The following is a 13,152-nucleotide window of genomic DNA, read 5'->3' as shown; positions in this document are numbered from 1 at the left end:
AATCATGCAAACTCAACAAAATATTTTGCAGCGCTTCGCCTTGCGCGTCAGCGACTGGTCTGAAAAATGGTTTCCGGATTCTTATATTTTTGCCCTGCTTGGCGTCATCATTGTGGCGATTGCCGCCATCGGAATTGGTGCACCCGCACAGGATGTCGCGATTTCCTTTGGAGACGGCTTCTGGAGCCTGATTCCCTTTACCTTGCAGATGTGCATGCTGATCGTGGTCGGTTATGTGGTTTCCGTATCTAAGCCTGTCCAGCTTCTGATCCAGAAAATGGCGCGCCTGCCACATTCCGGTCGTGGTGCGATTGTCCTGGTCGCCACGGTCAGCCTGTTAATTTCTCTGATTAATTGGGCCATGAGTACTGTACTGACTGCACTCCTAGTGATTGCACTGGCACAGCGTAAAGAGCTTAACATGGATTACCGCGCTGCTGCGGCTGCTGCGATTATCGGAATGGGTGCGACCTGGGCGCTGGGCATCAGTTCTTCTGCTGCACAGTTACAGGCCAATAAAAGCAGTTTACTCGAACCGATCTATAATCTGACGGGCGTGATTCCATTTACTGAGACTATTTTCTTGCCACAGTCTATGATCATGACGGCGGTACTGATTGTAGCTTCAATTGCAATTGCTTACTGGTCAGCTCCTAAAGGCTCTGACATTAAAACCATTGAACACTTCCCGATTCAGATTGAAGAAGAAAAAACGGAAGTATCTGCCGAAAAAAGACCGGGGGATTGGCTGGAAAATTCACCCATTTTAAGCATTCTGATTGTGATTCTGGGCGCAGTCTGGATGTTTAACGAATTTTCCAAAAGCAATCCGATTCTGGCCATTTCCAGCTTAAATACCTATAACTTTATCTTTCTGATTTTGGGCGTGGCCTTGCACGGTACACCACGAAATTTTCTGAATGCAGTTTCAAAGGCCGTTCCGGCTATTTCAGGGGTACTGATCCAGTTTCCACTGTATGGCAGTATTGCCTTTATGATGACCAATGCGCTAAACCCGGCCGATCTGTCCTTGTCACATTACATTGCCGAGTTCTTTGTTTCCATTGCCTCACAGGAAACCTTTGCCATCGTGATGGGCTTATACTCGGCGATTCTGGGTTTCTTTATTCCTTCTGGCGGAGGGAAATGGATTATCGAAGCGCCCTATGTGATGCAGGCTGCGCATGACCTGAAAGTGCATCTGGGCTGGTCGGTACAGATTTATAATGCGGCAGAAGCCTTGCCGAATCTGATTAATCCATTCTTTATGCTTCCGATGTTGGGTATCCTGAAATTAAAAGCCAAAGATGTGATTGGATTTACGGTGACCCAGTTGATTTTCCATCTGCCTTTGGTACTGTTCCTGCTATGGTTCCTTGGTCGGACATTGACTTATAGCCCGCCGGTATTTTCTTAATTTAAGATAATAAAAAAGGACAAAAATTCGTCCTTTTTTATTTAGGCCGCTCTCTTAATTTCCTGTCTTCTCAACTACACCTTCATCATCTACTTCACGTACAATTCCCGTTTCGGTATTCACGACCTCAAAGGTCACGCGACGATTCTGAAACTGTCCGGCAGGTGTGGCATTGGGTTCAACCGGCTGATCCTCTCCCATGCCAACTGCCTGTAACTGTGCAGGATTGACCCCTTTTCCAACGAGATAACTGGTAATCGCTTGAGCTCGTTGCACAGACAGCACCTTATTTTCTGCTTCACTACCCTGAGCATCGGCATGTCCTGTAACCTTCAGAATGACATGCGGTGCTCGTTGCAATAATGCAGCAGCCTGATCCAGCACCAATTTATTGACCTCGGGAACTTCAGTCGATGCCGTATCAAAATTAATGATCTGTAAATTCAGTGCAGTCGCCACATCCAGCGCTTTAACATTATCGGTCTTGATACTGGCCAAGGCTTGTTCTGCCTCACTATTGGCGGTATTAATCACGTCACTTCTATTGAGCGGCTGCTGGGTCACCACTGTGACATTTTTGGCCAGACTACGAATTTGTGCTGCCAGACGCTCGGCCTCTGCATTGGTTGCTGCACGCACTGAAACCTGATTGCCAATCCAGTCAAGTGACACATTTGGCATTCCCTGCATTGTTCTCAACACAGTCGGAATAGTATCCTGATCAATAAATTCTGAATGATAAACCTCACTGCTCAGCGCCCCACAACCAATATTATAATTAAAGATCTGTTTGATCTCGTTTTGCAAAATTTCCATATACTGCGGATTATTCAGCTGTAATTGACAACTGACAATTTCGCCATTACTGCCTGTACTTAATCGCAAGGATGCAGGCTGAGCTGCAGCAACTTCACTGGTCGCTTGGGTATTTGAATCTTCAACATCATCCTGCATGCAGCTACGAACCAAAAACAGGATCAAACCCGCCAGGATCAGAAAAATAATAAACGGCCATAAAAAGCCGGTTTTTCTTTCTTCCTGAACAATGATGGTCTGTTCCGCCAATACAGGTTCCTGATTTAAATTCTGCCCTGCCAAGGGTGAAACTCCAAGCGCTGCCAGAATAGGGCCAGCCCAAAGGGGTAATGCGCGCTGAATCGAATCGGCGTGGGTTTCCAGCAAATGGCTAATCGCTTCCGGACTCGAAGCACCTGCTTCAGTCTGTAAAAAATTCATGGTCGGTACAATTGACCGGTTCAAGGTATGCTCTATTTCATCTTGCGGCGCGCTCTGATCCACTTGATCGAGAAATTGCTGCTTGAGTGCCGGGTTTGCATTGAATAATTCATGAATTTTTGGATTAAGTTGCTGACCAAGATTCTCGATCCAGGCGGGACGTGAACGCAATATACTTAAAAATATGGGATAGAATTGAGCCAAAGCTTGATCTTTGGCAAATAAATGCTCGGTTTCACCTTGAAGCACAATCGCCGTAACATCGCTTTTTAGGCGTTCTATAAAGTCTATATTCATAATCGTCACCATTCTTTTGATTTTTCTAATGTTTAATATTTAATCAGTGTAACGATCCCCATTTTTTGAAAATGTAAATAATTGTATGAATATCATAAAGTTTCACTATTTTTGTTGAGTACTCATTTTACCAACACAAAATTTAAAAAATAAAAAAAGCCAGCCGAAGCTGACTTTTATAAAATTGGGATCACTTAAGCAGCAAAAGTTTGAACCACTTTACCCAGCACTTTTTGATTAATTAGCGGGGTATTTTTACCTTGTGACACGATGCTTTCTTTATTCAGGGTCCATTCCAGTTCCGGATCTAGCAGCACCCAGCCTGATTCATTTATCCATCGATCTGCCATTTGTGCAACACGAGCCGGAGCTAGGGTCACTTTTTCCACCCATTCCAGTGGAGTCAACAACCCCTCACGAATCAGTTGCAGACCAAAAGGCACATAGGTATCAAAAGCAGTGAATCCTGGCTGCGTTTCAGCAAACGGCGCCATTTTCGCAGAGCTGCTCAGCGGTTCATGATGAGTACAAATCGCATCAATCACACCTGATTTTACACCCTGACGCAGTAATTCTTTGTCCTGTTCAGAACGGAGTGGCGGGCGTACATGTGCAAGAGAGTTAAATCCATCAATCAAATGATCGGTCAGATGTAACTGATGCATGGCCACATCACAGGTCACCGGTAAGCCTTTTTCCTTGGCAATACGGATCAATTCCACCGAAGCACCACAAGACAACAGACCAAAGTGTGCTCGTACTTTGGTTGATTCAATCATCAACAGATATTTGGCAATCGCCACGGTTTCAGCCAGTGCCGGAATCATCGGCAAGCCCTGACGTGATGCAATAAACCCTTCATGCACACAGCCGTCTTTGGCAATTTGTGGTTCTTCCGCATAGAACACCACCGTCAGGTCTAAGCCTGCAGCATATTCAAGGGTACGCAGTACCACATCATCATTGGCAAACGGCGCACTGGCATTGGAAACCGCAGTACAACCGCCCTTTTTCAAGCCCGCCATATTTGCCGGTTGTTGACCATTTAAGCCTTGGGTTTGCGCACCAATCACTTGAAGATAGATCCCACCATCCAGCATGGCTTTTTCGACCAGACCGTGAATCAGCGCACCATTATCTTGTACGATTGGCTTTGAATCGGGTGGCGTAAATACGTGCAAAATGCCATTTTCACGTGCCGCTTTTCCTTCAGACTTAAGCGTACCGTGTTGCTGTTGACCCGGTTCACGTAAACGCGCACACAAATCGACCATGGTTGGCATTAACCATTTGCCTTGACCATCAATCGTTTCAGAGACGTCTGCTGTTTCTGCAACGAATTTTCCATTTTCCAGATACACGGTCTGGATAGAATTAGTGTTTTGGATCGGATCAAGAACACGGACATTTTCAATTTTTACAATAGTCATGACTTATTCCTTAACCCGCAATCGCTTCAATCAAACCTTGTTCTTGTAACTGGCCTTGCATCGATAAAGCCAACACCGCCATACGCACGGCAATACCATTGGTCACCTGCTTCAAAATCACAGATTGCGGACCATCCGCAATACTTGAGTCGATTTCAACCCCACGGTTCATTGGTCCCGGATGCATCACGATACAATCCGGTTTGGCCATGGCAAGACGTTCTTTATTCAAGCCATACATTTTGTAGAACTCTGCTTGCGAGGCCAGTGCCGGAGAATCAATACGCTCGTTTTGAATACGTAAGGTAATGATCACGTCGCAGTCTTTGATGCCGTCTTCCATATTGTTAAATAGACGAACACCATCGCCATATTCTTCAAAACCCAATGGCAGCAAGGTATTCGGTGCAATCACCCGGATATCCTGGCAACCTAAAGTTTGCAAGGCAGCCACATCTGAACGCGCGACACGTGAATGCTTGATATCGCCAATAATGGCAATCGACATTTCTTCGAATTTTTTATTGGTTTCGCGGCGAATGGTCAGCATGTCCAGCATCGCTTGAGTCGGATGCGCATGACGGCCATCACCGGCATTAATAATTGCCACCGTTGGGCAGACATCTTTGGCAATAAAATGCGCTGCCCCTGAAGATGAATGACGTACCACAAAAATATCGGCCGCCATGGCTTCCAGATTCCATAACGTGTCACGCAGGGTTTCACCTTTGGAAGTACTCGAACGGGCAATATCAATATTGAGAACGTTGGCAGAAAGGCGCTTGGCAGCGGCTTCAAAGGTGGTGCGGGTACGGGTAGAATTTTCGAAGAACAGGTTCATCACCGTTTTACCTTCGAGCAAATTATTGGTGATCAGCTGATTTTGGTCATTAAAAAAGGACTGCGCAGTGTCCAATATTTTTGTCAGGGTTTCTTTAGAAAGACCTTCGATGGTCAAGAAGTGTTTTAGATTACCTTCTTTATTGAGTTGAATCTGGCTCGGTGTATGCAATGCCGCCAAGTGCATGAGAGATTCCTTATGCGTTAAGTCAACATATTATACAGAGATTGGCGAATTTTTATAGTTGGCCACGCTGCTACTTGTACAAAAAGCATCTGAACACTAAAAATAGAAAATCAGATTCCTTTGTATTTTTTCAATAAGATAATTTAACCCGATTTGCATCTTGCTGATTTTAAGTACAAAACCAACGGGCGCTTCAGTCTGGAGCATTCACACCCATCTCAGGTTTAACGCAGTGCACCAATATAACGATGTGACACCTGTGCACGATAGATATCGTCTTCATCCGGTTCGACCGAGATCAGCCCTTCCTGCTGGCTTGGGTGTGCAGATTCTGTTGGTGAATCTTGTGCTGTTTCCGAAATCTCCAGTACCATTTTCAGGCGCTGGATCAGATGATTCAAATCTGGGTCTTGGGTCTGCTCTGCCAGTTGAATCACATGCCGGGCATAATCCAGGTTCTCTGCCAGATAAATTGCATCAATTACCCGACCTGAAACACGTCGTAAACGTGCATAAATTAAAGTGGCCACTGAAAAAGCGTCATGGTTGCGTAACTGATTCTCTAACATCTTAACCCCCATTATAAAATTGAAAAATCAGGCAGCCATCGCTCCCCATCGACTGACCGCCTGATTTGCCATGTATAGAGCAAAATGCGTACCAGTTCCTCAATTTATAGTGTGAATATTATTTTTCTCTATCACATGCCACGGCCTTTCAGAGAATTTCAAAAGCTTTCAATATAAAAATACGGTAAACTTAGCGCAGTTTTTTATTTATCTTTTTTGGTCTCTCTATTATATGAATACCTCTCCACGTTTAAGCAATTATTGGGTCACCTGTGCCGATGGTCTGGAAACCTTATTAGAAGAAGAAATACAAGGCTTAGGTGTTCAGAATATTGAGCGTTTTCCGGGCCGTTTGACCTTTAAAGGCACACTGGAAAATGCTTATCGTATCTGCATGTGGTCACGTCTGGCTTCACGTGTTTTGATGCCAATCCACACGCATGAAATTGAATTTTCTCATGATGCCCGTGATGTGGCAGAAGAACTCTATGAAGGGGCTCTCAGCTTCGACTGGTCGCTGATTTTTGCACCACAAAGCACCTTTGCGATTCGTTTGCATGTCGAGCGTGACATCAAGGTCAACACCCAGTTCGCGACTTTACGTGCCAAAGATGGTGTCGTAGATTCCTTTATGGAAGCGGTAGGCAAACGTCCAAGCATTGACACCAAACAGCCAGAAATCACCATGTATATTCTGGCAGGCAAGAAAGAACATACTTACTGCCTCGACCTGTCTGGTGACTCTTTGCATAAACGCGGTTATCGCCGTTTCATGACTGATGCACCGATTAAGGAAAACCTGGCTGCTGCGATTCTGCAAAAAGGCCAGCTTAAACAGATTAATCCGGACATCATTGTCGATCCAATGTGTGGTTCAGGTACCTTTATTATTGAATCCCTAATGATTTTGACCGACCGTGCACCGGGTCTGGTCCGTCGTTTCGGTTTTAATGGCTGGAATGGCCATGACCATGAACTGTGGATGAGCATCAAGGCCGAAGCTGCTGAACGTCATCAAGCGGCAATGGAAAATCCATTACCACAATTCTATGCTTTCGATGCGGACTGGGAAGCGGTTAAAGCCACCAGACAAAATATTATCGCGGCGGGTTTTGAAGCTGCTCTCGACAATATCATGATCGAAGAACGGACTTTAAATGACTGGCCTGATTTCCATGCAGAAGGCAAGAAAGTATTCTTCGTGACCAACCCGCCATATGGCGAACGTCTCGGCGATAAAGCGCAAAACCGTTCTTTATACCTGGGTTTATCGGCTTTATTGCAAAAGAATTTCCCGAATCAAAAAGCGGCTGTGATTGCCTCCCAAGTGGAACAGGCCGATGTGCTGGCGTTCAATGATCCGCAAATCCTGCGTTTGATGAATGGTAAATTGCCGATCTATATCCGCTTCGGTACGGTTAAACCGGCCGCAGTGGTACGTCCATTCCTAGAAAGCTGGCAGCCTCAGCAGTTTGAACCGATTGAAGGTGCGATGGAGTTTGCCAACCGTCTGACCAAAAATATGCAAGCTCTAAAAAAATGGGCAGTCAAGGAACAGATCCATTGTTTACGTCTCTATGATGCAGATTTACCTGATTTTAACGTCGCAGTAGATCTGTATGGCGAGCGTTTGCATGTACAAGAATATGCGCCACCTAAAACTATTGATCCGGAAAAAGCCAAAAAACGTTTCAACCTGGCCTTACAGGCCATTCGTGCCGTGACCGGTTTGGGCCGTGATGCGATCTTTATCAAGACCCGTGCACGTCAGGAAGGTAAAAACCAGTACACCAAACAAAGTACAGCATCCAAGCGTTTTATCGTTCAGGAAGGTCAAGCCAAGATTCTGGTCAACCTGACCGATTATCTGGATACCGGTCTGTTTCTGGATCACCGTCAAATGCGTTTACGTATTGCACGTGAAGCAAAAGGCAAACACTTCCTGAACCTGTACAGCTATACCTCAACGGCAAGTTTACATGCTGCTTTGGGTGGTGCTGCAAGTACAACCAGCGTCGATCTGTCGAATACTTATTTGAACTGGTCTAAAGAAAATTTTGTTCTGAACGGCTTAACCGTGGATCATGCGGATGAACAGCATCAGTTCTTTGCCTCTGACTGTTTCGAATGGCTAAAAGAAGGTCATGAGCAATATGAGCTGATCTTTATCGACCCACCAACCTTCTCAAACTCGAAGAAATTCTACGGGACCTTTGACGTACAGCGCGACCATTTGTCCCTGTTAAAACGTGCGATGAACCGCTTAACCACTGATGGTACCTTGTATTTCTCAAATAACTATCGTGGTTTTGAGATGGATGAAGAAATTCTGGCCTTCTTTGATGTTGAAGAAATTACCCAGGAAACCATTGGACCTGACTTCAAGCGGAATCAAAAGATTCACCGTGCCTGGAAAATCCGTCATCCGCAAGTGTAATTTGATGATGAATTAACTGTCTTTATCACGATTGATATCTTCTTTATTTTCCCTGAGCTGAGTTTTAAGCCATGCTTTAAAGCTCGCCGCAACAAGAATACAAAAGTGTTGCAATGCTCGAAGTTAACAATAAGATTAAAAAAAACCCAGCCTAGGCTGGGTTTTTTGTTGCAAGGAGAAGTGGTTTAGTTAAGTTTCATTTTTTCAAAGATTAACTCACCTGCTTCAGCTTTCACCAGAATGGTATCGCCCGGCTGGAACTCTCCGCCCAGGATTTTCTGCGCCAGACCATTTTCAATACGCTGCTGGATTGCACGTTTCAGGGGGCGCGCACCATACAGTGGATCAAAGCCAGCATCGATTAACTGATCGAAAGCACTGTCATCTACCGACAAGCGCATATCACGTTCTGCCAGACGTTGACGTAAACGGTTCAACTGGATATCGGCAATACCGCGAATCTGGTCTTTTTCCAGCGCATGGAACACTACCAGTTCATCAATACGGTTAATAAATTCTGGACGGAAATGTTCCGATACCGCATTCATCACCACCGTACGGACTTCTTCTTTTGTGGCATTACCGCCCAATTCACGTACATCCTGCGAACCCAGGTTCGAAGTCATGACGATCACAGAGTTTTTAAAGTCCACTACCCGGCCTTGCGAGTCAGTTAAACGGCCATCATCCAGTACCTGTAGCAAGATGTTAAATACGTCCGGATGCGCTTTTTCGACTTCATCAAACAAGATCACACTATACGGTTTACGACGTACGGCTTCAGTAAGCACCCCACCTTCTTCATAACCGACATAGCCCGGAGGCGCACCAACCAAACGGCTGACCGAATGTTTTTCCATAAATTCTGACATATCGATACGCACCATGGCATCGTCGCTGTCAAACAGGAAATTCGCCAAGGCTTTGGTCAATTCTGTTTTACCGACACCCGTTGGCCCCAGGAACAGGAATGACCCACTTGGACGGTTCGGATCTGACAGACCGGCACGTGAACGGCGTACTGCATTGGATACCGCCACCACGGCTTCATCTTGCCCTACTACACGGTTATGCAGGAATTCTTCCATATGTAGCAATTTGTCACGCTCGCCTTGCAGCATTTTCGCAACCGGAATACCGGTCGCAGCACTCACTACTTCAGCAATTTCATTGTCGGTGACTTTGTTACGCAGCAATTTTGGCGTTGCGCTTTCATCGGCTTTTTCAGCCAGTTCAAGCTGCTTTTGCAACTCTGGTATCACGCCATATTGCAAACGCGCGGCCTCGCCCAGATCACCTTCACGTTGCGCTTTTTCAAGTGCTGTACGTGCCTGATCCAGTTTGATCTGTACGTCTTTATTGCCTTCAACCAGCGCTTTATCTGCACGCCAGACTTCTTCCAGGTCATGATACTCTTTTTCAACTGTGGCGATCTGATCGGACAAGTATTGAATCTCAGCTTTGGCACCTGAGTCTTCATCTTTTTTCACCGCTTCCAGCTGCATTTTTAACTGAATCAGACGGCGTTCCAGTTTATCCAGTGCTTCTGGTTTAGAATCGAGTTCCATTTTGATGCGCGATGCTGCTTCATCAATCAGGTCAATAGCTTTATCCGGCAACTGACGGTCGGTGATATAACGATGTGACATTTTCGCCGCCGCAATAATCGCGGAATCCAGAATCTGTACCCCGTGATGGGTGGCATAGCGATCTTTCAGACCACGCAGAATCGCAATGGTATCTTCCACGCTTGGCTCATCGACCAGTACTTTCTGGAAACGACGTTCCAGCGCTGCATCTTTTTCAATATACTGACGATATTCATCCAGTGTGGTCGCACCGACACAGCGCAGCTCGCCACGGGCCAACGCAGGTTTCAGCATGTTACCGGCATCCATCGCGCCATCACCTTTACCGGCACCCACCAGCGTATGCAACTCGTCGATAAACAGGATGATTTCACCTTCGTGTTTGGCAATATCTTTCAGAACCGCTTTTAAGCGCTCTTCAAACTCACCACGGTATTTGGCGCCAGCCAGCAAAGAACCTAGATCTAGAGATAAAACACGCTTCCCTTTGAGTCCTTCAGGCACTTCACCATTAATAATCCGCTGCGCCAGACCTTCGACAATCGCCGTTTTACCGACCCCTGGCTCACCGATAAGTACCGGGTTATTTTTGGTACGGCGTGACAAGACCTGAATAGTACGACGGATTTCATCATCACGGCCAATCACAGGATCAAGCTTGCCTGCCAACGCACGTTCAGTTAAATCAATGGTGTACTTATTCAGTGAATCACGCTGATCTTCATAATTGTTGCTCATGACTTTTTCATCGCCTCGGATTTGATTAATCAGCTGTTTCAGTAGATCTGCTTTTACGCCGACACTACTGAGTATTTTTTGCGTAGATCCTGTTTCAGCCAGTGCTAAAATCAACCAATCAACACTAACGAATTCATCTCCGGCTTTTTGTGCATAACTCTCCGTTAATGTCAGTACTTTATAAGCTTCAGGATTTACATTAATGTCCGCTGACGGATTTGATAATTTTGCCGCATCATTGAGGGCTTGTTGTAGCTTCGTTTGCAGCTCAACTAAATTTGCACCTGCTTGCTGTAATAAGCTTGCATAAGAAGCTTCTTTTAAAACTGCATGGAGAAGATGAATCGGTTCAATTGCGGTATGGTCTTTGCTCATAGCGAAGACTTGTGCATCTGAAAGGATCTGCTGCAGGCGATTGGTAAATTTTTCAAAACGCATTCTTGTTATTCCTCACAACAAATGTTCTACTTGATGGATATATGGGTGCACTTGATAAAATTTCAAATCATTTTTATATATTTTTCAAAAACTTAATATAAACATTTAGACAGTTTTTAATAATAATATTGGTGTAATCAAATCATATTTCAAGTGAGGTTAGAAGAATTTTTAAGGTGAAGATAAACAATTCATATTTTATTTAATTTACTCTGCTATTTTTCAGCTTAGTAGAGAATAGAGAGATATTTTTAGTACGGTTGCAACCTTCCTAGTAATCGCAATACTTCACTCAAACCATGTTCTGTTTGCATCAAGGATCTTGGCGTTTGATGATTCAAAAGCTTGTTAGGTGAATTGATAAAATGGCGCATCCAGCTCAAGTCTCCACCATGCAAGCTAAATAACTTTTGATAGATATTTACTAAAGCTATAGCTTTTTCGCCTGCTGTAGTATCTGGTTCTAATTCTTTTTCATTTATAACCAGAGATAATTCCGCCTCAGATAAACCCAGAATCAATGCAAGTTCGAATTCTTTCAGTTGCAACTGCTCAGCTAAGTTGAATACTGCTATAGCTAATACTTGGGATTTAGAAATACCTGTTTCACTATTCATTTTTATCAAATCATCTTGATGCGTCTTATTTCGATTATGCTGCTTTTATTGTTTTCCGGCCATGTTGTTTATCATCAAATTTAATTTCTCATAAAATTAAAACACCCTCGCTTGGAGGGTGCTTTAAAATAACAACACCATGATTATGGTGCCGGATTCGGCTGTTGACGGTGAATATCTTCAATACCTTTCAGTACTTCTTCAGACAGGTCGACTTCAAAAGCCTGAATATTTTCTTTCAGCTGATCCAGATTGGTCGCACCGATAATGGTACTGGTCACAAAGAACTGCTGCTTGATAAAGGCCAAAGCCAATTGGGTAAGACTTAAGCCATGCTGTTCTGCCAGCTGGGCATATTGCTCGGTTGCCCATTCACTTTGCGGATTGCTATAACGGCTAAAGCGGGAGAACAGTGTTACACGCGCATTGGCAGGACGTGCACCATGCCGGAATTTACCGGTCAGATAACCAAATGCCAAAGGTGAATACGCCAACAAGCCCACACCTTCATAATGGGCAATTTCTGACATGCCGATTTCATAAGTACGGTTCAGCAGGTTATATGGGTTTTGTACACTGACAAATTTGGACAAACCTAATTTCTCTGCGAGGTGCAGAAATTTCATCGTGCCCCACGGGGTTTCATTGGAAAGACCGATATAACGGATACGGCCTTCTTTAATTTCATCCTGCAAGGCAGTCAGGGTTTCTTCCAGATCCGTTACGGCACGGTCTTCTGCCGCTTCAGCATTGCCATAACCCAACTTGCCAAAGAAATTGGTGGGGCGTTGTGGCCAGTGTAACTGATACAGGTCGATATAATCCGTTTGCAGGCGTGACAATGACTGGTCTATTGCTGCTGAAATTTCATCGGCAACAAAACGGGTTTGACCATCCCGGATATGACTACCACCTTGCGATGGTCCGGCAATTTTTGAGGCTAAAAAAAGTTTGTCACGGCCACCATGGGCAGCGATCCAGTTTCCAATCATGCGCTCGGTGGCGCCCTGCGTTTCAGGTTTTGGCGGTACCGGGTACATTTCCGCAGTATCCCAGAAATTCAGTCCCTGATCTAAGGCATAATCCAGTTGCTGAAAAGCCTGTTCTTGCGTGTTCTGCTCACCAAAGGTCATGGTGCCCAAACAAATTTCTGGCAAAAGAATGCCGGTATCCGCCAACGGTCTGAATTGCATAAAAACATCCTGTGAATTTTATTCAGTGAATTGAGATCAAGTGGGCTATAGCCTATCGGAATTATAAGGGGAGCTTAAATCATCTTTTCTGAGAAGCTTGTTCTAAATTTTTATGTATTAAGTAATGACGCATTAAAAAGCAAATCCGAAGATTTGCTTTTTAA

9 protein-coding genes are annotated in these 13,152 nt (G+C 44.8%); 2 read left to right on the top strand and 7 right to left on the bottom strand.

Features of this window, described 5'->3' with window-relative positions; translation table 11 throughout:
• Positions 1–4 precede the first annotated feature (4 nt).
• On the top strand, positions 5–1,417 hold the full coding sequence (locus tag FTV08_RS04135; RefSeq protein WP_071850356.1) for a short-chain fatty acid transporter: 1,413 nt from the start codon (positions 5–7) through the stop codon (positions 1,415–1,417).
• A 54-nt stretch (positions 1,418–1,471) separates the two neighbouring features.
• Here FTV08_RS04135 and FTV08_RS04130 read toward each other — a convergent pair whose 3' ends face one another.
• The 4 genes from FTV08_RS04130 to FTV08_RS04115 form a co-directional block, all read right to left on the bottom strand.
• Complete coding sequence (locus tag FTV08_RS04130) at positions 1,472–2,962, bottom strand: OmpA family protein (RefSeq protein WP_004729998.1); 1,491 nt, start codon at positions 2,960–2,962, stop codon at positions 1,472–1,474.
• Between the two features lie 182 nt (positions 2,963–3,144).
• Positions 3,145–4,380: a dihydroorotase gene (locus FTV08_RS04125; RefSeq protein WP_004280133.1), complete on the bottom strand. Its 1,236-nt coding sequence runs from the start codon at positions 4,378–4,380 to the stop codon at positions 3,145–3,147.
• 10 nt (positions 4,381–4,390) lie between these two features.
• A complete protein-coding gene (locus FTV08_RS04120) occupies positions 4,391–5,407 on the bottom strand; it encodes an aspartate carbamoyltransferase catalytic subunit (RefSeq protein WP_004280134.1) in 1,017 nt (338 codons plus the stop codon).
• A 224-nt stretch (positions 5,408–5,631) separates the two neighbouring features.
• Positions 5,632–5,976 carry a hypothetical protein gene (locus FTV08_RS04115; protein ID WP_004280135.1) on the bottom strand — a complete coding sequence of 115 codons (345 nt, stop codon included), beginning with the start codon at positions 5,974–5,976 and terminating at the stop codon, positions 5,632–5,634.
• Between the two features lie 232 nt (positions 5,977–6,208).
• Here FTV08_RS04115 and rlmKL point away from each other — a divergent pair, with 232 nt between their 5' ends.
• On the top strand, positions 6,209–8,413 hold the full coding sequence (rlmKL, locus tag FTV08_RS04110; RefSeq protein ID WP_071850358.1) for a bifunctional 23S rRNA (guanine(2069)-N(7))-methyltransferase RlmK/23S rRNA (guanine(2445)-N(2))-methyltransferase RlmL: 2,205 nt from the start codon (positions 6,209–6,211) through the stop codon (positions 8,411–8,413).
• 185 nt (positions 8,414–8,598) lie between these two features.
• On the opposite strand, the gene clpB is transcribed toward rlmKL, so the two are convergent.
• The 3 genes from clpB to FTV08_RS04095 form a co-directional block, all read right to left on the bottom strand.
• Positions 8,599–11,178 carry an ATP-dependent chaperone ClpB gene (clpB, locus tag FTV08_RS04105; RefSeq protein WP_004646581.1) on the bottom strand — a complete coding sequence of 860 codons (2,580 nt, stop codon included), beginning with the start codon at positions 11,176–11,178 and terminating at the stop codon, positions 8,599–8,601.
• A 251-nt stretch (positions 11,179–11,429) separates the two neighbouring features.
• Entirely contained in the window at positions 11,430–11,795 is a 366-nt protein-coding gene (locus tag FTV08_RS04100) for an antitoxin Xre/MbcA/ParS toxin-binding domain-containing protein (RefSeq protein ID WP_004646580.1), read from the bottom strand.
• A 143-nt stretch (positions 11,796–11,938) separates the two neighbouring features.
• On the bottom strand, positions 11,939–12,988 hold the full coding sequence (locus tag FTV08_RS04095; RefSeq protein ID WP_071850359.1) for an NADP(H)-dependent aldo-keto reductase: 1,050 nt from the start codon (positions 12,986–12,988) through the stop codon (positions 11,939–11,941).
• Between the last annotated feature and the right edge of the window lie 164 nt (positions 12,989–13,152).

The sequence above is a fragment of the Acinetobacter sp. YH12226 genome, assembly GCF_013417805.1.
Taxonomy (GTDB): domain Bacteria; phylum Pseudomonadota; class Gammaproteobacteria; order Pseudomonadales; family Moraxellaceae; genus Acinetobacter.
This window is presented reverse-complemented; position numbering and strand designations above follow the sequence as displayed.